Genomic DNA, 23454 nt, shown 5'->3' on the forward strand with positions numbered 1-23454 from the left:
CGATAGGCAAAAAACACTATGCAAACGTACAAAATTAGATTTCTGCTTATTCCAATTCTGTTATTAATGGGGCAAAGCGCTTTGGCTCAGAGCGCGGAATCACCGGTGCCCGCAACGAAAGAGTTGCATGCCGCCGGTCACATGAACCTGACTTTTTCACTGTTGTTTTCAGAACCAGGTCAATTGGCCGGGGAAATGTTCTCAGGTCATGCTTTTTTGCATCATGAACCTGTTATAGGATACGTAAAGCCGGAAAGCCCTTTGTTGGTGCAGCTTCGGTATCAGAGTGAATTGTCCGAAGCACAGATAGCAGCAGATCCTAACCGTTTCCCACGTCCAACGCCGGAAGCTGCCAGGGTGCCCTGGTATAAAAGCAAGTGGTTTTGGATAGGAGTCGGTGCAACTGCCGCGGTAACGAGTACGGCTGTACTCATAAACCAAAGCCAGCCGTCACCGGAAAGACCTCCGCTATTCCTGCCACCGCCACTTCCTCAGCCATAATTCAAAATGATTGTTTTGTGAATAGCCGCTAATATTGGAATATTTTTCTGCAGTACTTACTTGTCGCGATGATATCACATTTTTAATAAATGCATAAAGATCATTAATCTAAGCTTAATAACTATGACTAGAAATAAATTTAAACTTTTGTTGATTGGTGTTGTTATCTTCATGAGCGGGTGTGCAACACAATATTCTACAAATGTTACATTCCCTTCTCCTGATCAGCTCTTTATTACAACAGGTGACGGTGATATTCAAAAACCATATACGCCAGTAGGGCAAATATTTTACTATAAGAAAGGTCCTCGAATTGGTTTGCCATTATTGGGATTAATTCGCTTTGATGATGTTGATCCTGCTTATGAAATAAGCACTAATGTTGCAAGACAGGCTCGGGCTATGGGTGGAAATGCTATAATTAACTTAAGGGTCGTATGGGAGCCTCCAAGTAATGGTTTTTTGGGAATTGCGGCTAATGGCGGCAGAATTGTAATATATGGTACGGTAATTAGTATGTAGTATTTGTGGTATGAGCAACAGTTTAAAAATTATATGCTTATTAGTTATTTTGCATAGTTTAGGAATTAGCTTACAAGCGCAGTCACTATCACAGGTAATGTCTCAATTCGAACATATTGAGCACATAGGCCCCGCCCGTTTACCTCTCAATATTGCATTTACTGATAACCGATGGGACCAAACCAATCAAATTCCGTTATCAGTACTTGAAAATCGAATGCTTTCTTCAGACTTAATTGATACAGATACCCGAAGTATTGTTCAGGGAACGGGTAATGATATTACTTTGAGGGTTGAAGTTGACTTTCTGGGCCTTTACAGAACAGAATCAGGTTTTTGGGGAGGGCGTTCAATCATTAAGGTATACGATGAAGGCAGAAATGTCTTTGTAGGGCATGCTAACTTCGATGAGATGTACCGCAGAGCACGCAGACCGTCAAGGGAAGAAACAGATCGGTGGGCATTTAATGTTATGGACAATGTAACAGATATACTATCACAGCTGATTATAGCTTATGCAGAAAGAAATAGCTCCCATATCAGAAAGGTTGAAACCTTCGGTTGCACGCCTGTAAGCGGGCAGAGAGCTGATCGTGCAGACAGGACAAGAGCACTATACGAAGCGTTTCGAAGGGGGGCGAATCAGGCCTGGGGACATCAGCTCGAAAGTATAACTACAATAACTGACCTTTATGATGTAGAGGATATCATTCGCGTCTCGGGAAGCGGAAGAATCACCACTTATGAAATTGATGAATCAAAGACTGTAATTACGTCTGATAATCACCTTTGTTTATTTGTAAATATGAATGTCCAACAATAAATATATAAGCGTATGGAAAAGAATAAATTGCTGACTGTACTTGTTGCTTTTATAACTTTTTTTCTGATACAGGCTTGCGGAACTTCAGAAAGAACAGCATCTGAAACAGTTGTAACACAAGAAACGGTTGTAAGACAAGACCAAACCGGAACTACTGCGACAACTCAGGTAGTACGAATCAATGATCAGGAGCTGCGCTCTGTAAGATCTGAATGGGAAAATGAGTATTTATATGCAGAAGGTTCTGTGCCTGTTGTTGATCGATATCCCGATGAAAACCGAAACAGAGGTTTGGCAAGAAGAGGTGCGATTGCAGACGCGCAGCGTAATCTTGCGCAGCAGATTAGCGAGGTGCGGATTACAGAAACCGTTACAATGAGGGATCTTGAAGTTTCTGACTTTGTCCGAACGGAGATGAATGCCGTTTTAAGAAACCTTGAGGTTGTTAATGAGACATTTGATGCGTCTTCGAATCATTATAATGTTACTATAAGAATGCCCTTGATGTCTGTATACAGGGTTGTTGAGCAATACACCAAGCGGTGAGAATGATGAACTGCGGATGTAATAGATTGGGTTTGACTAATATATTATTTTATGTGGTATACAGATTTTTTGCCACCAATGTCTCATTTTATAGTATAGTGTTCGATACGTTAATTAAGAGATCCTCATGATTGCGCAAGTTATTATTGCTTAAATTAATAAGTCAAAAATACAAGCTTTAAAATGCGGGGATAATTATATGCACGTACAAACTTGTACTCAATAGGTTAATTCAGATGGCTAATTCACGTGATTCGTAACAATGCACAGTGTCTGTATAAGGACTCAAAGTATCTTAAAAAAAACAATATGGACTTATCGGGGATATAAAGCAAGTAGTGCGTTTAGTGTTTTTGTTAATTTTGACTTTTTAAGGAGGCACTAATTGCAGTAATTTTAGCAGAAATTGTTCTCATGAGTTATTCGCATCTGTTTGTTCATTTCCCCCGCCAAAACCGTTTCTCAATCCGCCGCACATCCTCCGCATCTTTCAGCGTTTGCAGGTAGGCGTGCAGCTCCAAGAGCACATCATCCGGCTGACCCATAAACGGTGGTACATAAATCGCATTTCCGTAGCAGTTTAGAACCTTCAGCGGAGTATCCTCCACAATCAGAATCCGCTCCTTCCGGTAGCCGGTACGGACGACCTTACTTAGCTGCTTGGTGTACTCGTAATCCGGCAGCAGCTCGCCGAAGCCGGAATTTGCCCGCTCGCGCTTGTAGGTGCAGCGGCTGCGTCCCCAAACGAAACGGAACAGCGACCGATGCGCGGGCAGCGCATCAACCATAGCTTCCACATAATCATCCGTGCCTGATGACCAAATCGCAAGCTCAAAATCTTCCGCGCACTTCCGGAGAAAGTCCGCGACATGCGGCCTGAAATATACCTGAAACCCCAGCACTTCTGCATCAGGCACCCTGCCGTCAACGCGCGTATCGGCGGCATGAAGGAGGGTTTCATCGAGGTCGAGGATGAGGAGGATGGGGCTCGTGGGGGGCATAAGATGGAGAGTGATTCACCGGCTCGGATTGAATGCAGGAAAAATAAGCTGTGCGCATTCCAAAATCTCAACTTTAAGCGTCATTTGAAACAGGATAGCAGAGGTTATCCTGCAAGCGGATGAAATTGTTCATCCTTAGAAGACACCCGAATTCCGGGGTTCTTTTTACATCCATTTTTTGTTTATTGAAAAAACTGCACGCTTCATTTCCGCAAACCGCGCTGGTTGGAAATGCCCATCACCCTCATCCATCCTGAAAAAAACATAACGGTTTTTATTTATGTCAGCTCCCCTACAAATCCCCATAACATCATCTGCCAACCTCCTCATCCGGACTGATACGCCGCATGGGCTTTTTGAGGCGGTGCGGCAAAATACGCCGGTTTCCGAAACGGACTGGGAGGCAGGAGAGATGTTTTCGATTGGGCTGTCGAGTGAAGGCGGTGAAGCTAATGCCCATACCGGTGCCGATGGTGGCGCAGATGGCAGCCCGACACCGCTCTCCGTACATATTCCTGCCGGCGAAGGGCGATCGCTCTCATTTGGGATGCAGGCTTCGAAGGGGCTTTCTCTCAGGCGTGATTTCAGTAGTGCGATTGAAACCCTCTCGCGCGGGCAGGAAATTGCCGCGGGTCTGCACAACCCCAATCCCGCGCAGGCGCATCACTTCCTGATGCTGCACTGGAACTATGATGTGAGAGCGGCACATGAGGGTACGCTGCCGCTGGGCGCCGGAAAATCGGCGGTGTACGGGGTGGAGGCGGGTCGGGAACGGCTATTTGCGCTCATTCGTGCGGTGGAGCCGCAGACCGGTACGCGCGACGCGCTTCAGACGATGCTTCGGAACTGGATGATGCCCCGTGCCGTGCGTCAGGCTTCCGATCTTGATCCGGGTACCTGGCTGGTTACCGAGCTCGACCGCAGTGTGACTGCCAAAATCGGCTGTCAGATGGGCTATGATTTCAGCTGGGTGCATGAGCTGGGTGAGGGTGGTCTTGCCGGAGACATCGGACTGAAGCTGGAATCCGCAATGAAAGCTACGGTCGGTTTTGATTTCAGCGGAAAGTTTGCGTTGGTCGTCGCACGGGAGTCTGCGGATCCTTCGAATCAACAGCTTCGGGTGCGGCTCTTTAAGCTTCGAAAGAAAGGCTGGGACTTCGCACTCAGCGCAACGGCTCAAGCCGAAAGCAGCGCGGAATTCAGGGAAGCTGATATCGAAGAGCTGCTGAAAGCCATCCTTGGGATTCAGTCGGTGCAGGTGTTGAGTGACCTGAAATCCGTCAAAACGTGGATGGGTGACAACAGCGATTTGGCCAGCTATTTTGCGGAACTGAGTGCAGACAGCATCCGCGATTTTCTGGGAGGAGTCACCGGACTCGATGTTGTGGCTTCTGTTGATGAAGCCTCCGGGCAGCTGAATGCCTGGTTCAAAAAGTGGGACAGGCTCACGCAGGAAACCGCCGCAAGCCTGTGGCAGCTGGCCGAAGACGGCCTGCCCCTTGATGAAATCCGCGACCTCTCCCGCACCATTTCCGAAGCCGATGAGGACAAGATCCGGACCTTTCTTATTGAAAAATGCAGTAAACCGGACTTCCTGACATCCGGCACCGGAAAATTCCTGCTTTCGCTGGTGCCCGGGGAAGACCTGTTCGGCGCGCTCCTCAGAACAAACAGCATTCGTCAGATTCGGGAGGCTGCGAAAAAGGTACACCATCTGCTGGATGGCGATGTTTCGGAGCGCATCCTGCTGAACCTGAACCGGGCCATCAACCGGCGGCTGAACTTGGAAAACATCCGGGAAGTGCTCACCGAGACCGACTTTGAACAGCTCGATGAATGGCTGAAAGCCCGTCTTGCCCGTTTCTTTGGCAAAAAGCTGGAAGACCTTGGACTCGAAGATCTCCGGAATCTGAAGCAGTTCATCGAAAGATGGGAAGCAAAAAAGGGCCGCATCCTCGAAAAAATGCAGGAAGTCGTGACGCATCAGTACGGCGCCGCTTTCAATTATGCGTACAGCAAAAGCCGAAGCCATGAGGCGCTGATTGATCTCAGCATTGATTTCAGCTACCCCGACGAAGCCGGGCGCGTGCTGCAAATGGCCATGGACGGGAATTTTGACCGCCTCCTCACCGAAACCTTTGAGAGCGTGACCCTGCATCAGGCGGTGCTCACACACGGCATCATGCGCTCGGCTTCGGTCCAATTCAGTCTGCCCTTCGCCAAACGGGACATCAGCGCAATCACCGAATCCGTCGCAACCGCTGAGGCCTTTGATACGGAGGACGGACGCCTGCTCCTGTATCAGCTCGATACCAAAAGCAGGCTGAAGCACTTGGGGAAAAGTGCCGGACTCATGACCATTGGCGGCTATTTTCAAAGTCAGGCGAACCAAGTTCGAACCCACAGCCGGGGGAGCATCGACTTTTCCTACACCCTGCGTCAGGCACATAAAAGCATGCAAGCCGATACCTTAAAGCTTACGCTGAAGCCGGTGCTCAAACAGTATTTTCCGGAGGTCGGGACGGTTTGGGTGAACGACCTCGATAAAATTATTGACGAGCTGGAAGCAAACGAAACCGGCAACCTTGGCAGCCTGCTGCAATCGCTGCACGTACATGTGCCGGGCGAAATTGGAGTACGGTGGCTGCATGCGCCTTCAAAAATACGGGATTATCAGCCCATGGCCGATCACCTGATGCAAACCATGCGGAAAACCTTCTTTTCCTATTACCTCAACAGGCTTTCTGCAAACACGCACGATAAAAATACAGCGGATGCCCTCCTCCTGTACAGCAGTGTTCCGGAGGGTTTCTTCCCGGGAAAAAGAGGGAAAAGACTGCATTGGTATGTGGGGAAAAGATATCACAGCGGGTTGGGCGTCAGGGATTTTGACAAAAAAAGCATTCGGGCAGCTATGCTGATCAGGCTTCTTGAAATGTCCCACGCCATCGGCACCCTGCCTGATTTGGAGGACCGTTTCGGGAAATACATTCCCCGACCCGAAAACACGACCCGGATTTTGAACGATGTGTTCAATTCCCCCTCTGCAGAGGAATTTCTTAACAATCTTTTTTGGACAGAGCAACAAATTATTGACGGAGCCGCAGCTGCGGGCCGAAAGCTCAACAAAGCCCTCAAAAAATCCGCATCCAAACCACAGAAGGCTGTAAAAGCCTTTGCTGCATTCGGGGACAGTCTGGCTAAGGCATTCGATGGCAGGCAACTCAAACGGGTTTTTGGGGAAGCACACCTCAGCGCATCCGGCGCCCTGCTCTTTGCCGCCGCCGCCGAAGCTTTCCCGGAAAAGGCCCTCACCAAGTTACAAGGAAATACCCGCATGAGCGATACAGGCGAAGCAACACCCCCGCAACACATCCGCTCCTTACTTGCCCTCTACTTCCTCAGGCCCGAATCCCAGCATGATTTTAATACGTTTCTCAAATCTGGCAAGGTGCCTGCGGAAGAGGTGTTGTTGAGTCCGATGCTGGTATCGGGGGAGGGGTAGGAACGTGCTTTTTATTTTGGTGAATTTTAGCGTATTTGTCGCGTCAGCGTGACCCTGAATCTCTTACGAACGCTTTTGAACAGTTTCCGCTTTAAGCCTGAAACCAATTCTTAACCTGTTAACCCCCCCAACCATGCTCCACAAACTAACCCCCCTCCTCCTCCTCACCCTCTTCGCCTGCACCTCTACCACGGCGCAGCACGATGCGGGAAGCTTCTCTGATTTTATGGATGCCTTTGATGAGGCCATTCAGGTTTTTGTGAATGGGGAGCCGGAGCCGTTTATGGGGCTTTGGGCGCAGCAGGAGCGGACGACCCTTGCGGGCGGACTTGGCGGAGAGATTGAGTTCGGATGGGAGGCCATCAGCGAGCGGCTTGTACGGGTGAGCGGGATGTACGGTCAGTTCGATCAGGCCCGGTATCAGGCGCAGCGCGTTGCCTACGGGTATGGGGATCGTTTCGGCTATTTGGTGCAGCACGAAGAAATCGAGATCGATGATGCCGAAAGCGGCACAACGGCGACCCGCTTTTACCGTGCTACCATGACGTTCGAGCGCATCGGCGATACCTGGCGCGTCGTGCACCGGCAGGCCGATCTTCACACGGTGGAAGATGACGGCCTCCGCGATTAGGCTATAGCACTTCACACTTCAGCGGACCTATCACTTATGCTGAAAAAAAGCCAACGGTTCCCATAAAAGCGGCAGCGGATTTTCATCTGCGCGGTTTTTTTAGGGGGAAACACCGTGAACATCAGGTGTTGCGGGGCAGATTGAAAACGCCTAAACCTAAGACAGGTCCCTTGCTTTTTGGTGCCGGTAAATGTTTCAGCGGCCTTTGGCACCGTAAGTTGTCCGTACTTCGGCTAAAAATCGTCTCTTAAACTGCTTCTGTGCATCACAATTCCCCAAAAAGTGTATGGGAAATGGCAGCAAATAATGTGATTACGTTTAATGCGGATTTAGGTGCAGGGGGGATCAAATAATCCCATCGGGACGGGCTGTTCTGTTGCCTTCGGAATCAAGTACAAAATGCGTCCCTCTGAGCACATACCTAAGTTCGGCTACAACAGCTTGGTGTTGCTTGAATATCTTGCACCAAATGGAGTAAAAACCCATACCTTTGGCGGTAAGTGCTATTTGTTCTGCCATTTGCGGACTGGGATTTTCCTCCCAGTTTCTCAGGGATTGTTTGGCTACAAGCCAGGCCTGAAGCCTGAAAATCCACCTTTAATCGGCTTTGCTTGGCTCGTGTGAAGTGCCCGGATTTCTGTCTAATCCCATTAACCCGATGGTTGCTATGGCTTCCGCCCGAACCGGAGTATCTTTGGCGGTTATCCCGCCTGTTTCCGAGTAGTCAAAAGCTGCATCTGAGTTATCACGATCAGGCCAGATATATCCCTCTCTTGATAAATTGCGGGCTCCTTTCACCGTATTGCAGTATTTGCAGGAAAGCAAAAGGTTTTCCCAGGCTAAGGGATCACCTCCGTTGGCCGTTGGAACCACATGTTCTACTTCGATCATATTCGTGATGGCCATTTCGCAGTACGAGCAATGCCAGTCAATCCTGCTGCCCAGGTCGTTTCGTGCATCCTGATATCTTTTGTAGGTCTGTGGTGATTCACCTTTTAAAACAGCTCTCACTATTTGCCCGCATTTTTAAGTTTTTCCTGTTCTATAAAGGCATCAAATGCCGGGTTTTGAGAAAATGGCCTGATGCGTTCCGCCAACTTCATAGCGTCCGTTTCTGACAATACCTTACCGGCATCTAAATCCCTGTAAACATCTTTGGCCATTTCAAATAGCTCCGTTTTTTTCGTACTCCATTGCGGCATTTCAACACCTTGAATAAACTCGGCAATATCTTCAATACTCAGCTCTGAAGCCCCTTTTACATTTTTCAACTTGCAGTTCTCCAATATGAAAAGCTGACCAAGGTCTGTTTCCTGTATTAGGAACGGACTATGCGTAGTGGCGATGAACTGAATTTTTGGAAAGGTTTGCAACAGACTTGTGACAATGATTTTCTGCCAGGCAGGATGCAGGTGCAGATCTAATTCATCAATAAAAATAATTCCCTGTGTCTCTTTTAAGGCCTCTTCTCCCAAGTACGGATTCAGCAAAACACAGCGGTGTGCTATATCGGCAATCATAGCAAGGAAGCTGCGGTAGCCATCGCTGAGGTAGTTAAAGGGAAGTACGCGGCCGTCTTCAAATTCGAGGGTCAGCCCTCTGCCTGTGTCAGGATCAAGATCATAGATTATTTTCCGGCATCCGGGCAGCGCTTCTGTAATTGCGGTTTTTATCAGGTTTAGCGTAAGGTCTTGTTCGTTGCGCTGGATCTGGGACATCTCTTTCAGTCGGAACCATTCCGTGAATCTTCTGAAATTGGACTTGGCATCAAAAGCTTCCCGGTATCCCCTCAGCCGGGAACCTATTTCTTTGGGTTTTGCAGATGCTTTGTCTTTCCGCTGGCGATCCTGTGCAATAAGGAACAGCCTGCCGGTCGAAAAATAACTAATCAGCGGCAGCTTTACTTTCTCCCCCTTTCTGATGGCTACGTCAAGCCTTTTGCCCATCATGCTGATTGCGGATGCATTTTTTTTAGTTGTACTGCCTTTTCGTGTGTTGCGCTCCCGGCTCCACTGAATGCTGGCATTATTGACAACCCCTTCCGCAATAATTTCTACCGGAAACTGATACTCTTCATTTCTGTAGGCTATCTCGTCGTTTGCTATACCTTTGGTAGAAACGTCCCTCACGCCGATAAACAGGGAGCCCGCGGCAATGAGCAGGGCTTCAAGTACAGCCGTTTTCCCACTCCCGTTATCGCCGATAAATATGTTTAGCTGATCATTGAGGTTCAGGCTTAACTCTTGAATGCCCTTGAAGTTTCGGATGGTTGCTTGTTTGATTTTCATAGCAGCTTAGCTTATTAATCTGAATCTGGCTTCATAATATAAGGCAAAGCTAAGCAATACAGATACCTGAGTGTTTCGATCTGTTCCTGGCCCTTCCCAAATATTAATTTTCAGGCAAATGTAAACTGATTCCCTGAAATACTTGCAATTAATCCTGGGGCGCAACGACAGGAACAGACCATCTCCCCAAACCTTCCCGCCCGCTACTCCCGTATTTTGCGTTCAGCGAGGGCTTCGAGGTCCTCGTAGGTTACGCCGTACAGCTTGAGCTTTTCGAGGGCGGCGCAGAGGTTGTCGTCGAATTTGTAGAGGGCTTTATCAAGCTGCGTGCCGACACCCATGTTCTTTAGGGCATCATCGGGGTAGCGGTCGCGGAGGGCGAGCACGTGCCGGTCGGTGTAGTTCATGGGCAGCTCCGGCAGGGCCGATGCACGACCGCTGAGGTATTCGATGAAGCCAAACCGAATCATTTCCGGACCTTTTTCGACATTCAGGTAGCGGTCCGCGATGGTGAACACGAGCGGCTCCTCCGGTCTGGGTTTGGTGAGCTGCTTCAGCAGGTAAATCGGGAAGAGGTAGCGGCCAAAGCCTGACGCATGCGCCTCAACCGGCACGGACGCCCCCGGCGCCCGGAGCGTCATCATTTCAGGATGAATATCAAGCTCAAGCCGGAAGAACACATCCCCTTTGGTGTACTTATCCAGCGTAAACCGAATCAATCGGATGGCCTTCCTGAGTTCTGCTTTATTGACCCGGATGGTGAGTTTCATGGGGGATTAGCTTGGCATTTACATTTTTAGTTTCACCTTTACCGTCACTTTCCACGCAAATCATCCAGAAATTCTGATTCTGGTGACGTGCCGGTTACGAGCAGGTAATCCCGGGCGCGGGTGCAGGCTACATAGAGAAGGTGCCGTTCGGTGTTGTAGATTTCTTCGAGGTCGGCTTGATCAGCGATTTGTTCGATGCGGCTTTGCAGGGGGATGACCTCATCATCGCAGGCCATGACGACAACCGCACGGAATTCCAAACCCTTGGCCAGATGCATGGTGCTGAGGGTAATGCCCCGGCTTTCCTGCACCCGGCCCGTCATAAGCGTGTAGGGGTACCCTGCGGCCTCAAGCGCTTGTTTTGCGCGATCGAGCTCATGTTCTGTGCGGGTGAACAGCCCGATTTCCGAAGGTTGAACACCGCTTTCCAGCTTGTCAGCAAGCCATGCGGTTACCGCCTGCTGCTCTGCTTCTTCCGTTTCAAAAACGTGAATATCCGGGGTGGGACTGTTGAATACCGAGACCGTTTTGTTGCGCACTTCTTCGTTGCCGTCCACATCTCTGACAACGGGATCGAGCAGTAAATCTGCTTGCCTGCGTATCTGATGCGAGGTGCGGTAGTTGATGTGCAGCGTGCGTGACCTGCCTCGGATATCAACGCCGAGGGATTTCCATGAAAAGGGCTGCTGAAAAATGCGCTGACCAAGATCTCCGGCAAAAAACAATCCGCCGGGTTTATCACCCAGCAGGGAAAGCAGCCGTAACTGTGCGACGCTGATATCCTGCGATTCATCCACAACCACAAAATCGTACGGAAAGCGGCCTTCACTCCGGTACTGTGCTTCAAGGCGCCGGTACACCGCATTCAGGCTTGTCAGGTTGTTTGCCGCAAGTTTTTCGCGGAGCTTTTCGAAAACGGCCCAAAGCAGCTTGCGGCGGTTTTCCGGCAGCCGCGTTTTTCGGCCTATACGCTGTACTACACGGTATTCATCCCAGCTTTGAAGCTGCCAGGCATCGACGACTTCCTTCCATTCTTCCATCAAAAAGCGGGCACTGAAGGTTGCGGCTTCCTCCCCCTCAACCGCTTCCTGAAGCAGTTTGGCGATGGTTGCGTCGTCTGCAAGCGCTGCTTCGCCAAAACGGCTTTTGTACAGCCGGAGTCCCAATTCAGGCAGGGCGTGTGTCTCAATGCGCTCCTTGAGGCGAGGCCGGGTGCTGATCAGCCGCCGGAGCTTTACATCAAGTGCTGAGGCCAGTACATCCGAGAAGGTCGTGAGCAGTACGCGGGCCTCCGGATGCTGCTCGGCCAGCCAAACGGCGCGGTGCAGGGCTACGATGGTTTTCCCGGTCCCGGCCGTACCGGAAACCCGCGCTGGACCACCGCCTGCCTGCTGCACGATTTCCCGCTGTGCCGGATGCAGGAAAACCGACCACTTTTCCCAGGGATATTCCAGGGCGAGCTGCAGCTCTTCGAGGTTATCCATCACACGGAAACGGCGTTTCGCATCGGGGTGCTCAAAAGGATCAGACGCCGGATCGGCCTGCAGTGGCAGCGGCGGCTCGTGTCCGACCGCAAGATTCAGCAGCGCTTCCGCAGCCTCGGCAGGCAGGAGGGCCGCAAGGGCGAGCAGCTCATCCTCATCGGCCTGTTTGGCTTCTTTGACCCACTCCTGCGGGATGCCGTATTGCAGCAACTTCCCCTCGGGTACCGCAGCCAGCGGGCGTTGTTTCGGCTCCGGCTTTTGAACGTAGGTTGGAATCAGGACTTCCTGCACCCGCTCCCGAATAAGGACCATCTGCGCCGCGCCGGTTGTTGGGTGTCGCTCAAGCTTTCGGCGTGAAGCCCAATCGTATGCCTGATCGTGATGATCCACATAGCACACCAGCATGCTTTGGGCTGATTTATGGATGATGAGCCGGATGTCCCGCGACACCCGGGCGGACCAAAACCCTTTGTCCTTCACACGCGCGATACGATGCAGTTTAATCCCGTTATTGGCCGGATCAACCTGAAGATCAAAAACCGTTGTCTTTACGGCCTTTTGCTCCTCGTTCGTGAGCTTGGCGAGGCTGTCGGTGAAGGTATCGGCGATAAGAAACTGCATATTGTCCTTTATCTGATGCGCGTGATTTTTTCAGGGAAGGCTAAGCCGCTTTGGGCCAGCTTTCTTGCCTGTGAGCTGTCCTTCAGGATGGCGATGCTTCCAGTAGCTATCCACAGGAAAGGTTTATCGGAGGCCTTCATGGCATTGATTTCAGCTCCGTGCTCCTGTAACCAGGATTTTAACCAGCGCAGCTTATTAAGCATCTCGGCAACATTTCCGGTATTCACGGGATGAACTTCCACAAAGTAGGCCTGTTGATTGTACCCGATGATGTAGTCCCAGCGGGGACTGTTTGGGTATTTCCGGGAAACACAGCCGTCCAAATCTACGCTGCCTTCCAGGGCTCTTGTGTTTTCGGGGATCACCTTGCCTGAATTGATGCCGAGTGCCCGCAGGCCGGTTTCGTAGCAGGCTTCTATGGATGGGGTTTTCTCAACGGCACCTTTAAAACGCATCTCTTGAAGCCATTAAGTTGGAGATGAGTTCAGAGGCTTTACTGCCAAAGGCCGTCATGCCTCCCCATTCGGCCAGGTCCGGGTCTTCGTCTGTTTGCTCAAGTGCTGAAATGTCTCGCACAGTCACTTCGTCTGATTTCCGGTCGAAGAAGTAAGTATAAAAAGCAGCACGGTTTAGGGTGTGCTCAAAAATGGCGTGCAGCGAATCAGATATTTGGCCTAAGCTAAACAGCTTGCGAAGTTCCTCCGGCTTTGCTTTCATCTGCTGCATCAGGCGCACCGTCCAGCAAAGCTGTAAAATGGTGGATGAATGCGTTGACACGATAACGTTATACCCCCGTGACATGAGTTCAAGGAAAAGGAGCATGAGCGCTTCAATGGCCATCGGATGCAGCCCCATTTCCGGTTCTTCGATGATGACATACTGATGATGCTGAAGCTTCCCGTTCGGGGATGGACCGTTTTGCAGTAACCCGTACAGTTGTAGCAGTAAAGGAGTGAATTCGCGCTGACCGGCTGACCAGCCGAGATAGGAAATCTGACTTTCGCCGGTATCGAGCATGAGGCGCATTTGTGGTGTGCTTTTGTCGAGTTTCACGCTTGCGTTCACAAAAATGGCCTTGCGGATGTGTTCTTCAATCTCCGCATGCATCAGGCCCGTTGCAGGAAAGACATCCCCGCTTGTTTGGTCAAGCCCTAAATCCAGCCAATGTTGCAGGCCACTGCTGAATTTTTTTAGCACAAAGGGATCTTTAAGGCGGAAGTCAGAATACGGTCTCGGCCATCCGTGATGCATGGCAAGCACGCGCTGCGCCGGCACATAGGCTACGCGCTCGTGTTGCGTCCCTTTTTCTTGGATGAAATCATGCACCTCGGACACCGCACCATCTACCCGTATTTCGGTATCCTGACGCAGTATTTTCCCCATACCCTCGCCCATGTACAGATCGAGGAACTCGTTGGGGTTGCCTTTGTGCTGTACGCCGTGATTTTTCATCTGCGCGAGGATGTGCCCGCCATCCAAAGCCAGCTTGAACATCTGAAGCAGGATGCTTTTCCCGCTCGCCTGCGGGCCAATAAAAACGGTAAAGTCGCCAAAGGTGATGTTGGCTTCTTTGATTTGACCGAGGTTGTTTGATTCAAACTGTTTCATTGGATGTCGTCCTTAACAAAATTCTAAAAGTTTTTCATACTTGTCTCTTAATTATTATGCAAAACAGTAGGAATGCAATTATTAGGTCGCTCTTGTTCTTTGGTGCTGACCTAAATATCCTACAATTACTTTATTTGATTCTTTGTCAAAAAAGAAAGCTATCCTAATCGTATACTCAGGGTGCTTGTTAGCACCTGTTCCAATATGTTCTTTTAGCTGGTGTTTTTCTCCGTTGTAAAAATATTCATAATCATCTTTATATTGCCCCATAGTCCTTGTGGATTGGTTTGAAGAATAAAAGAATCCACAGCTTTCTTTACATGAATGATCAAGATTTTCAATTTGTACTTCCTTTGTTTTATATTTACAGTAGGTTAAGGCAAGCCATGTTAGGGCTTTATGAAGCGATTCGTAATCCTTGAATGAACTATCTTTAATGGCTCTTTTTTCAATTAAAATGTGATCTCTGTATTTTTTGGATATATCAGAAATTACGCTATTAAACGAATCGAAAGATAACGTGTCATTTAAAATAGTGTTTATACTTTTGTTGTATTTTATACTTGTGAGAAGTTGTTCGTTTTGCTTTCTTAGATCAAAAACTTGTCCTTTTAGTTCTTTGATTTCGTTTGTTTTCTCATCGTTACTTGAGCTAAGGCTTAAGTTTTCTTCTTCAAGTAATTGTATCCATTCTTCTTGTGTGCCCGTTTCTTTAGCTTTTTCTAATCTTTTTTGCCTGTCTATTTTTTGAGCACCTTCCCAAGTGAGATATTCACTTACATACCTGGTTTGCGCATGCTCGCAAAGCTGGTTAAAAAGAAAATATTCAAACTCATCTTTGTTGCCATAATCCAGGATTTGCTCTTGAGTCCATAAGGTGTGAAGTTGAGGATTATCAGTAACTTTAAATCCAGGCCAATATATTCTTACGGCTCCATCATAGCAATTATGGGTTTTCCCTAAATATGTTTGCAGGTCCCAAGTAACCGATTGCTCATCGCTCATAATTATATAAGCCATGCCAGAGCAATTTCTGATAATTGAACTTACATTTACAATAGGTTTATTATCATTGTTATCTCTTGAAATAAATATTATAGGAAGTTTTCTCCGGCTGCTGGTCAATAAGTAGAAATAAATCGGATTGTCTTTTTGAGGTAGGGGTATATGACCATTTTGTAATGGGAAAAGTTCAAAAGCACCAATTTCTTGAATTAATTCATAAATTAAGTTAGGCCTACTATGTTGACGGACAATAGGTTGAAACTTTTGATTTCGGCTTCCATACCAAATGTTTATTGAAAATCTATAAGAATGATCATCATTAAAAATTTTTTTTCCTATAACAATCTCTGTTCTCCAAAAAACGTCATCTGAGCTACTGTCATCATGCTCATATCTAATCGCAAGCAATTCCCCCACCTTTGTTTCTGTGAAATAGTATTTGAATAACTTATGATCATTAGCTTCTATTTTAAATTCATTGTCAGTCAAACTAAATGATGGTGGTAGTGAAAAACCACGTTTTGGCTTTTTTAACCATCTAATAATAATATTTGTGATATCGTCTAAATTCCTAAGTGGTTCTTTAGAACTACCAAGTTGGAATGTTGTGAAAAATGACTTCTTCATGAGACCTCGAATTTAATTTGTGATCACACCCGAAACACCTTCATCACCTCATCCCCTAAGTGATTAATCACTTTCACGGCGATTCTGCCGCTTGCGGGTTTTTCGAAGGGGACGGAGGTGTCGGAGTTGAGGGTTTCCCAGGCTTGTTTGTTGATTTCGTTTTTGAGGGTGGTTTTGAGGGATTTGTAGGGGTCGTTGACGCCCGCGCCGAGGAAGTAGGCATGACGCACGAAAAAGCTTTCTTCGTTATAGTCGGTATCCAGGAACCAGCAGGCGATGCCGTCGGCATTGTCGCTGCGAATTTCTCCCGTTTGCGGATGAAAGACATCAACGCCATTAATTCTAACCTGATAGTAGTGGGTATTGGTGAGGGGCAGGTGGGAAGCGTTCAGCGCTTGGTTAGCGCCTTCATCAGACCGTTTAGCATTTTGCTTATTTCCTCGCAGTCGCGCAACAAGCTGTTGCAATCCGTCGCGGTCGCCAGTTGTAAGCGCTCCGAGATAATCAGAAAGATTTCCAGCTCTGCCAGAGATCCCCGCGCTATCCCAAGCGACTGCAGAAATTCCCCCGTTGTCCGCCTTGCCTGACCCTCCGCTATGTTTGCGGGTATCGAGGTGGCGGCCCGCCGCATTTGTGATATAATCCCAAATTTCTCTTCGGTTGGAAAGCTTGAGGTAAGCCTGTAAATCTGAATGCTTAAGTCGATTGATTTCTTCCAGACGGTCAGTTCCCGATATGATTTTAAAGATTTCATAAGGTGCTAATTTTTGATGATGTCTGTCCACTAACCATTCTTCACTTGCCACATCCACATCCGGCTCGCCAAAAATCACAAAGAGGTTGCCTTTGCCGGTGAGGTCGTCGGCGGTGTGCAGGTCGGCGTTCATGTTGGCTTTGAGTACCGGGATGATGCCGATCTTGTTCACATCGGCGGCGTGTGCTTCGTAGCTGAAGGCGCAGGAAATGATCACATCGAAACCGACGTCTGCGGCTTCGCGGGCTGCATCAACGAGGTCAGCCCGCATGACGGTGCCGAATTCCGGACCGATAAGGATGCCTGCGCGGCGGCGGGTTTCGCCTTCGTAGTAGAAGCCCTCCGCGGCGATGTTTTTGCCCGGCCAGGGTTCGAGGCTCTCGAAGGTGATGCGGTCTTCTTTGTGGGCCTGCTGAATGCCGGCTTCGCGCAGGTTATCTATGATGAGTTCGCCAAAGTCGCGGGTTTTGCGGTAACCGTTGCCGGGCGCAGCGGTTTTGCGGTCGATGATTTCGTCGTTTTCATCGAGGGCGGCGGTGCGGTGCGGGGAGAGGCTTTCGACCGTGAAAGGACCGGCTACGCGCACCTTGTTTTTGTCGGTATAGGGCCGGTCGTAGAGGTACTCCTGCTCGGCATTGGCGGCAATGGAAGCGTCCATTTCGTTTTGGCGCTTGATGCGGAGTTTCCACCATTTGGCGTGGAGCTGATTCGCCTTGTCGGGCCAGGGATCGCGCGGCTTTTCGGGCAGCTCCTCGAGGCTTAGGGTGCGACCCAGGGCTTCGGTGAGTTTGGTGAGCAGATTGCTGAGGCGGACCTTACTTGCCTCGATGCCTTTCTCAAGCTCGGCTTTGATATCGGCGTGCACGTCTTGCGCGGGTTCCGGCCAGGGTTCTCCGGCCTCGCGCGGGATTTCCCATTCTTCCCAGCTTTTACCCAGCTCGGTATTGAGCTGCGCGCGCACCGGCTCCATCTTTTCCTGAAACTGATCCCAGATGACGTCAATCTCCGCGTTGTTCGCGATGTCGCGGAGCATGATGTGCGGCACGCGCTCATACACAAAGCCCTGCCGGATGTCGCCATAGGTCGGCTTCATGCTCGGGGGCCTGCGCTGCAGTTCGGCCTCTTTTTCCTGACCTTCTTCAGAATCCGCCAGCAGGTAATAGTCGTATTTGGCGCCCATCAGCCGGGCCCGTGCAAGGGCAAGCGAAACCCGCGAAGTATCAATCGTAATCCAGCGGCGCCCCCATTGTTCGGCGACATAGGCTGTTGTCCCGGAGCCACAGGTAGGGTCAAGGACGAGATCGCCGGGGTCGGTTGTTAATGTTATGCACCTTTGTATTACTGTTGTAGCTGTTTGTACTACGTACTTTTTTTCGTCGCCGAAACCAGATTGCCTAGTATCATCCCAAATATCATTAAAAGCTTGACAGGGAAAATCAACAGCTGGCCTAATGAATCCTAAAGTTTTACCAGAAAATGTTAGTCTAGATGCTTTATTCAATCTATTCATTCCTTTTAAATTTGTTTTCCATCCGCCTTTACCAGGCCTAAATCCCCTATTTTGAAATGAATACTCAAACATTGTTGTATTGCTTCCAGACTGTGATGTTATTGGATTCATTCTTGCCAATCTATATGGATTACCATCACTATTTTTGAATACACCATATTCATCAAAATCATGTCTATAATTTAAATCCTTATCATAATCTCTATAAAACCACAGTTTTCTATACTTGATATTTTCTTTTGATTTCGCAAACCAAATAATAAAATCACGTGTACTATCCAATATTGATGAAGCTTTTCCAGTTGTTGTTCTGAAGCTAATCAAACTCACAAAATTCTCATCCCCAAAAACCTCATCCATCAAAGACCTCACCCGGTGCACATTTTCATCTCCGATTTGCACGAAAATGGAGCCGGATTCGGTGAGCAGGTCGCGGGCTACGGTCAGGCGGTCGCGCAGGTAGGTGAGGTAGGAGTGAATGCCGTCGCGCCAGGTATCGCGGAAGGCTTTCACCTGCTCCGGCTCCCGGGTGATGTGCTCCGCCTTCCCATCCTTCACATCCCGCGTTGTTGTGCTCCACTGAAAGTTGGAGTTGAACTTGATGCCGTAGGGCGGATCGAAATAAATGCACTGCACCTTGCCCCGCAGGCCCTCCCGCTCGGCAAGGGAAGCCATCACGTACTTGGAGTCGCCCAAAATCATGCGGTTGGTCCAGTTGGCGTCGTGCCGGTAGAACTCTGTCTTCGCCTGCTCGTCGGCCACCCCGTTGAAATCGCTGAAGAGGTCGGGCTGCTTGGGCTATGCGTCCTCTTCCTTGATCAGCCGCAGCTTCGCACTCCGCTTTTTCAGGTCTTCGATCAGGGCTTTGGGATGAATCTTTTCCTGAATGTAGAGCGGGGGCGCCTTCACCACAAAATCGGCCCAGTTCTGCTCATCCTTGCCCCGCCACACGAGCTGCGGATCGAGGTCGCGGTTCCGGCGCTCATAGGCGACCTCAATCGGCGACCGCTGCGCCTCATCCAGCAGCGGCTGATATTCTGCCGTCGGGATATTGCGCCGCGAGGCGTCTTTATGCGTGAGCGTTTCAATCGCGATCTTGCTGGATTTCTTGCGTTTGGCCATGATGTTTATGGGAAGCGTAAGTTTTTGTTATTGCTGATAAAGACCATTTTCCTGACGACAGGAAAATGGGTTGGTGATGAGGGCGGTTGGAGACGAGCGTGGGTGAGGGATTTCGGTACGGACCATTTTGTTGGCGTCAACAAAATGGGTTAAATGATGAGCCGAGAAGTTGCTAAAATCATTCATGAAGGTTGCGTCTCCCTGGTCAAAGCGGCGTCAATCATTTCATCAAAAACCGCTTTCACCTTTTGCTCAAAATCAGGCTCAATGTCGTAGATGTCGGTGAATTCCGCAAAATCCCAGCGTCCGTATTCCTTGAGATTGTTCACGCCGGGCACCCAAAGCGTTTCCATGGTTTCTTTCTTCATTTTTGCGTCTTCTCTGCGGTAGCCTTTGATTTCCACAATCAGGTGGAGCGGATCATCCGCCCCGTGACCGTCATCAATCTGCACAATAAAATCAGGCAGATAGGTTCGCTTTTCAGTGCCAAACACATAGGGCACTTCAAACCCGAGATTATGATTCTTTACATACGCCAGCACGCGCGGATGCTGCTCCGCAACCCGGCAGAACTCGGCCTCCCAGCCGCTGTCGAGAATGACCCGGTTGATGTGACAGTGCCGGGAAGAAGTTTCCCAGCGGTCTTTGCGGGAAGTTGTGAAATTGACATAACGGGTTGAGCTTGCCGGGTTGTAAGGGGACGGGATGGCAATGACTTCCCGGTTTTTCCCGATTTCGGCCCGCGTAATGGCGGTGTTGATTTTGTTGCAGGCCATTTCCGCCAGTTCCCGGTAGATAAGGTGGGCGGGTAATGTGTCGCCTTTACATTCCAAATAACCGTCAAGCCACTGCTTGGTGATGCGCTTGAGCTGTCCGAATAAATGGAGGGGCGGGTCCTCCCCGGGATTGCGCCATTTGGTATTCATCAGGTGATTTACCAGATGAAAAAGGATGGTTGAAGTGCGGTGATCTTTCAAATGCTCAACGGTGAGATATGTCTGCTCACCGATGATGCCGGAATTGAGTATTTTGGTAGCGCCTACGAGATCAGGGGTGAGCGTGAGGACCGAGTCGTCCGTGAAAGTTGCTGTAATCCGGTCCTGTGGTATTTCAGTACGGTAGCCCACAATATTCGGAAAATGAATTTCGAGGGCGTCCCGCTCGGGCCTCACAGCCTTCACCCGAACCGAATCTTCGGGGGGCTGAGGCGGGCTCACCTTTGGCTTGGATGCGAAATCGAACGGGATACCGAACACATCGGCGTATTCGGGATTAAATTTGTCGTTCTCATTCAGCTCGTAGGACTGCCGACGGAGGGCGCGCCCGATGACCTGCTCACAAAGTAATTGCGTCCCAAAAGCCCGCACTCCGAGCACGTGCGTCACATTGTTGGCGTCCCAGCCTTCGGTAAGCATGGAAACCGACACCACACAGCGGATGGATTCGCCCAGCTTGCCTTTCTTCCCGACCGTGTTCATCACCTCCCGCAGCAGCTCCTGCTCCGTGATAGATTCCGCAGCGCGCCGGTCGCCGGTCCGCTCAATGATTTCGCGCTTGAAGAGGTCAATTTCGCGGGCAGCCATCTTCCGGAAATTGTCATCCAGCGCTTCGCCTGATTCGAGTTGCTCGCTATCAATCAGTAAAGTGTTTGGCCGGGGGAGCCGATCGTCGTACTCATCAAAATTCCGAAAGAGTTCGAGTCTGCCGTTGATCACGCGCGTGCCGTCACTGCCTTCCTCTCGCTCATAGCCGGCAACGTAATCATACACGAGCTTGGAGGTTGCCGTGTTGTTGCAAACAATGATGAAACAGGGCGGCACGGACATCCCCTCTTTTTGCCAGAGGTCAAAGGTTTTTTTGTAATGACCGTACAGGGCTTCAAGCGCCGTCTGCAGCTTAAGCGGGATGCTTTCAGGGTCAAGATTTTTGGCACCGCCCCGGCCTTTTTTCGGCATGTCTTTTTTGATGTGATTCCACAAATCCCGGTTTGCGGGCAGTTCCTGTCCCGGCACATTGTCTGCGATGGGCACGCGGGGCAGCTTTACGATACCGCACTCGATGGCGTCCATGAGAGAGAAATCGCTCATTGTCCACGGGAACAGCGTGCCTTCGGCATAGCCCGAGCCGCGCAGGAAAAAGGGAGTCGCAGAAAGGTCGATCACTTTATTCAGGCCCAGCTTGCGCTTCACCATTTCAATGCCGCTAATCCACAGGCGGGCGGCCTCGTTGTTCTTTTTGGCCTCCTTTTTATCATCGCCCCTTAAGCTGTCAACCTCTGCGTCGCTATCGCCGGGCTTCTCCCGATAGCAGTGATGGGCTTCATCGTTGATAACCATCACATTTCTGAGGCTCATGAGATCGGGCATGACCCGCTGTATCATTTGTCCTTCGGTTTCCAGCGTCCGGACTTCCTCCCCGCGCTGCCCCTGCAGCAGGGAACGGGTGCCCTTAGGTAGCTCCATGCGTTCGCGTAGCTTGAAGGCATGGTAGTTGGTGATGACGATGCGGGCGCGCTCGAGTTCGGGCATGAGATCAGGCGGCACAAGCTCGCGGCTTTTATAGTAGCTGTCGGGGTCGTTGGGCTGCAGTACCCGCAGCCGGTCTTTGATAGTAATCCCCGGCGCAACAACCAGAAACCCGCGGGTGTAGCGGCTGCTCGTAGGCCTGCGGCAGGCGTTGATGGTCTGCCAGGCGATAATCATCGCCATGACGGTCGTCTTGCCCGCGCCGGTTGCCAGCTTGAGCGCAATCCGCAGCAGCTCCGGATTGGCTTCTGCATTGGCCCCTTCAATATGCTCCAGAAACTGCTTTCCTTTCTTTCCGAGCGAAGGCGCAACTTCCGTGAGCCAGATCAGGCTTTCGACGGCCTCAACCTGACAGAAAAAAGGCCGGTAGCTGCTGAAGTTGTGATGCCGCCAGTGCTGTAGCAGCCGGGCGGTTTCCGGCGTAACGCGCCAGCTTGCCTGTGGGGCCTTGCGCCACTTGTCAACCTCGGTACGCAGGCTGTTGATGATGGGGGTTGGGTTGTATCGCTGCTCTTCGGTTGTGAGGCCCGCACCTTCATCAAAGAGGAGTTCGCCCTGCTTATTTTTCTTTCCCCGCTTCTTGGATTTTGGAATAGGCGTAATCAGGGCCGAAACGCGGCGAAAATTTAGCGGTTTTTCTGTCGGTTGACCTTCTTTATCGAGCTCCCAGTGCCGCGTAGGGCACACGTAAGGTGAATTTAAAAGGGTCTTTCATAAAAACTGTCGCTCATAGGGAGAGGCTGCCTGTGCTTTAAAATGACTGCTGCGGAAAATTTAATATGGCATGCTTATTCGCTTACCTTATTTACAATATAATGGTGTTCTTTTATACGGGAAAGCTAAACCGGGCTGATATTCGAAATTCATCATCTATCATCCCGCATGAGAAGCATTATAACATTATGATAGCAAAGCCGTGTGACAACAGTATGTCATCAAAATTCCTTGAGTGTAAAAAAAATGCATCGCCGCCTTGCTTCGTAGTGCGGGTTGACCTTTGTCTCCTTCTCAGGAATTCCTAAGCTTTTAAAACTTCTTAGCAAAAGTCGAGTTCATTTATCAAACCGAAGAGCGGCTAAAACCAACTCAGGTACTGATAACAGCTACCAAAGTGCAACATTTGCAAATGCTTTCATGATAGTGAAAGACGAAGGGTTTCCTCAATTAAGCGAAGTCCGGATTTCGGATTTACGGTCTTTTTTTAGATAGCTGAAAGGCGAGGTATTTGGCCTGATGAAGTGTGATCATGGCTGATTTTGGGTTTCGGTACAATATAGTGGCAATTCCATCATCTTGCAGCAGGCATATTGATTGGCGCAACCCAAACTTCCCAAATCTCCCAAAACCCCCATCGGTCGCTTTTTTGGAACGCTTTCTTTCCCTGTGATCGACCTAAATTACCGCTTCGGCTAAGTATAGTTTGCACCCCATCCCAATCCCCCGGATCGCTCCGGGATCGCTCCGGGATCGCTCCGGGATTGCTCCCAGATTGCTCCGAGGATTTTCCGGCCTCCTCCAGGCGGGGCAGGAGGCTGAAGTGGCGGAGGGCAGCCGTTGTACATCTCAGCATAGCAGCTTCATAAAGGCCCCCCAAAAAGCAAGGGGCTCATC

Annotated in this window: 17 protein-coding genes and 1 pseudogene; 6 read left to right on the top strand and 12 right to left on the bottom strand. The window is 49.8% G+C overall.

Going from position 1 to position 23454, the window contains the following annotated elements; translation table 11 throughout:
• The first annotated feature begins 18 nt into the window (after positions 1–18).
• The 4 genes from CYPRO_RS03350 (at position 19) to CYPRO_RS03365 (ending at position 2392) form a co-directional block, all read left to right on the top strand.
• Entirely contained in the window at positions 19–501 is a 483-nt protein-coding gene (locus tag CYPRO_RS03350) for a hypothetical protein (RefSeq protein ID WP_114983280.1), read from the top strand.
• A 123-nt stretch (positions 502–624) separates the two neighbouring features.
• Entirely contained in the window at positions 625–1023 is a 399-nt protein-coding gene (locus CYPRO_RS03355) for a hypothetical protein (RefSeq protein WP_114983281.1), read from the top strand.
• 97 nt (positions 1024–1120) lie between these two features.
• Positions 1121–1846, top strand: coding sequence for a hypothetical protein (locus CYPRO_RS03360; RefSeq protein WP_124245504.1), 726 nt, complete (start codon positions 1121–1123; stop codon positions 1844–1846).
• 12 nt (positions 1847–1858) lie between these two features.
• Positions 1859–2392, top strand: coding sequence for an LPP20 family lipoprotein (locus CYPRO_RS03365; protein WP_114983283.1), 534 nt, complete (start codon positions 1859–1861; stop codon positions 2390–2392).
• A gap of 437 nt (positions 2393–2829) precedes the next feature.
• On the opposite strand, the gene CYPRO_RS03370 is transcribed toward CYPRO_RS03365, so the two are convergent.
• Positions 2830–3393, bottom strand: coding sequence for an NIF family HAD-type phosphatase (locus CYPRO_RS03370; RefSeq protein ID WP_114983284.1), 564 nt, complete (start codon positions 3391–3393; stop codon positions 2830–2832).
• Positions 3394–3673: 280 nt separating this feature from the next.
• Between CYPRO_RS03370 and CYPRO_RS03375 the strand changes: the two genes are divergently transcribed.
• Together CYPRO_RS03375 and CYPRO_RS03380 are read left to right on the top strand one after the other, a co-directional pair.
• Entirely contained in the window at positions 3674–6898 is a 3225-nt protein-coding gene (locus tag CYPRO_RS03375) for a hypothetical protein (protein ID WP_114983285.1), read from the top strand.
• Between the two features lie 133 nt (positions 6899–7031).
• Positions 7032–7529, top strand: a complete 498-nt coding sequence (locus CYPRO_RS03380; protein ID WP_114983286.1) for a nuclear transport factor 2 family protein — start codon at positions 7032–7034, stop codon at positions 7527–7529.
• A gap of 345 nt (positions 7530–7874) precedes the next feature.
• On the opposite strand, the gene CYPRO_RS16525 is transcribed toward CYPRO_RS03380, so the two are convergent.
• From CYPRO_RS16525 to CYPRO_RS03435, 11 genes and pseudogenes are all read right to left on the bottom strand, one after another.
• Positions 7875–8048: a hypothetical protein gene (locus CYPRO_RS16525; RefSeq protein WP_164682508.1), complete on the bottom strand. Its 174-nt coding sequence runs from the start codon at positions 8046–8048 to the stop codon at positions 7875–7877.
• A 78-nt stretch (positions 8049–8126) separates the two neighbouring features.
• A complete protein-coding gene (locus CYPRO_RS03385) occupies positions 8127–8540 on the bottom strand; it encodes an HNH endonuclease (protein WP_124245505.1) in 414 nt (137 codons plus the stop codon).
• On the bottom strand, positions 8540–9817 hold the full coding sequence (locus CYPRO_RS03390) for an AAA family ATPase (RefSeq protein WP_114983288.1): 1278 nt from the start codon (positions 9815–9817) through the stop codon (positions 8540–8542). Before CYPRO_RS03390 ends, CYPRO_RS03385 begins: the two co-directional genes overlap by 1 nt.
• Before the next feature lie 203 nt (positions 9818–10020).
• Positions 10021–10587 (bottom strand): hypothetical protein, encoded by a 567-nt coding sequence (locus tag CYPRO_RS03395; RefSeq protein ID WP_114983289.1) that lies wholly within the window; start codon positions 10585–10587, stop codon positions 10021–10023.
• A 44-nt stretch (positions 10588–10631) separates the two neighbouring features.
• Positions 10632–12692, bottom strand: coding sequence for a 3'-5' exonuclease (locus CYPRO_RS03400; protein WP_114983290.1), 2061 nt, complete (start codon positions 12690–12692; stop codon positions 10632–10634).
• A gap of 8 nt (positions 12693–12700) precedes the next feature.
• On the bottom strand, positions 12701–13147 hold the full coding sequence (locus CYPRO_RS03405; protein ID WP_114983291.1) for a hypothetical protein: 447 nt from the start codon (positions 13145–13147) through the stop codon (positions 12701–12703).
• Positions 13137–14300: an AAA family ATPase gene (locus CYPRO_RS03410; RefSeq protein ID WP_114983292.1), complete on the bottom strand. Its 1164-nt coding sequence runs from the start codon at positions 14298–14300 to the stop codon at positions 13137–13139. Before CYPRO_RS03410 ends, CYPRO_RS03405 begins: the two co-directional genes overlap by 11 nt.
• 81 nt (positions 14301–14381) lie before the next feature.
• The gene (locus CYPRO_RS03415) at positions 14382–15932 is read right to left on the bottom strand and encodes a hypothetical protein (RefSeq protein ID WP_114983293.1); all 1551 of its coding nucleotides are present in this window, start codon (positions 15930–15932) and stop codon (positions 14382–14384) included.
• Positions 15933–15955: 23 nt separating this feature from the next.
• Positions 15956–18871, bottom strand: a complete 2916-nt coding sequence (locus CYPRO_RS17045; protein WP_456298332.1) for a site-specific DNA-methyltransferase — start codon at positions 18869–18871, stop codon at positions 15956–15958.
• 123 nt (positions 18872–18994) lie between these two features.
• Positions 18995–19318 carry a hypothetical protein gene (locus tag CYPRO_RS16535; protein ID WP_164682390.1) on the bottom strand — a complete coding sequence of 108 codons (324 nt, stop codon included), beginning with the start codon at positions 19316–19318 and terminating at the stop codon, positions 18995–18997.
• Positions 19319–19500: 182 nt separating this feature from the next.
• Positions 19501–22574, bottom strand: a pseudogene (locus tag CYPRO_RS03435) (BPTD_3080 family restriction endonuclease).
• Between the last annotated feature and the right edge of the window lie 880 nt (positions 22575–23454).

The organism is Cyclonatronum proteinivorum (assembly GCF_003353065.1).
GTDB classification, from domain to species: Bacteria; Bacteroidota; Rhodothermia; order Balneolales; family Cyclonatronaceae; genus Cyclonatronum; species Cyclonatronum proteinivorum.

Coding starts and splice junctions, on each gene's coding strand:
- CYPRO_RS03395 (WP_114983289.1), bottom strand. CDS start 10,587: ATGAAACTCACCATCCGGGTCAATAAAGCAGAACTCAGGAAGGCCATC.
- CYPRO_RS03410 (WP_114983292.1), bottom strand. CDS start 14,300: ATGAAACAGTTTGAATCAAACAACCTCGGTCAAATCAAAGAAGCCAAC.
- CYPRO_RS03380 (WP_114983286.1), top strand. CDS start 7,032: ATGCTCCACAAACTAACCCCCCTCCTCCTCCTCACCCTCTTCGCCTGC.
- CYPRO_RS03350 (WP_114983280.1), top strand. CDS start 19: ATGCAAACGTACAAAATTAGATTTCTGCTTATTCCAATTCTGTTATTA.
- CYPRO_RS03375 (WP_114983285.1), top strand. CDS start 3,674: ATGTCAGCTCCCCTACAAATCCCCATAACATCATCTGCCAACCTCCTC.
- CYPRO_RS16535 (WP_164682390.1), bottom strand. CDS start 19,318: ATGGCCAAACGCAAGAAATCCAGCAAGATCGCGATTGAAACGCTCACG.
- CYPRO_RS03360 (WP_124245504.1), top strand. CDS start 1,121: ATGTCTCAATTCGAACATATTGAGCACATAGGCCCCGCCCGTTTACCT.
- CYPRO_RS03405 (WP_114983291.1), bottom strand. CDS start 13,147: ATGCGTTTTAAAGGTGCCGTTGAGAAAACCCCATCCATAGAAGCCTGC.
- CYPRO_RS03370 (WP_114983284.1), bottom strand. CDS start 3,393: ATGCCCCCCACGAGCCCCATCCTCCTCATCCTCGACCTCGATGAAACC.
- CYPRO_RS16525 (WP_164682508.1), bottom strand. CDS start 8,048: ATGGCAGAACAAATAGCACTTACCGCCAAAGGTATGGGTTTTTACTCC.
- CYPRO_RS03390 (WP_114983288.1), bottom strand. CDS start 9,817: ATGAAAATCAAACAAGCAACCATCCGAAACTTCAAGGGCATTCAAGAG.
- CYPRO_RS03415 (WP_114983293.1), bottom strand. CDS start 15,932: ATGAAGAAGTCATTTTTCACAACATTCCAACTTGGTAGTTCTAAAGAA.
- CYPRO_RS17045 (WP_456298332.1), bottom strand. CDS start 18,871: ATGGCTTCCCTTGCCGAGCGGGAGGGCCTGCGGGGCAAGGTGCAGTGC.
- CYPRO_RS03400 (WP_114983290.1), bottom strand. CDS start 12,692: ATGCAGTTTCTTATCGCCGATACCTTCACCGACAGCCTCGCCAAGCTC.
- CYPRO_RS03365 (WP_114983283.1), top strand. CDS start 1,859: ATGGAAAAGAATAAATTGCTGACTGTACTTGTTGCTTTTATAACTTTT.
- CYPRO_RS03355 (WP_114983281.1), top strand. CDS start 625: ATGACTAGAAATAAATTTAAACTTTTGTTGATTGGTGTTGTTATCTTC.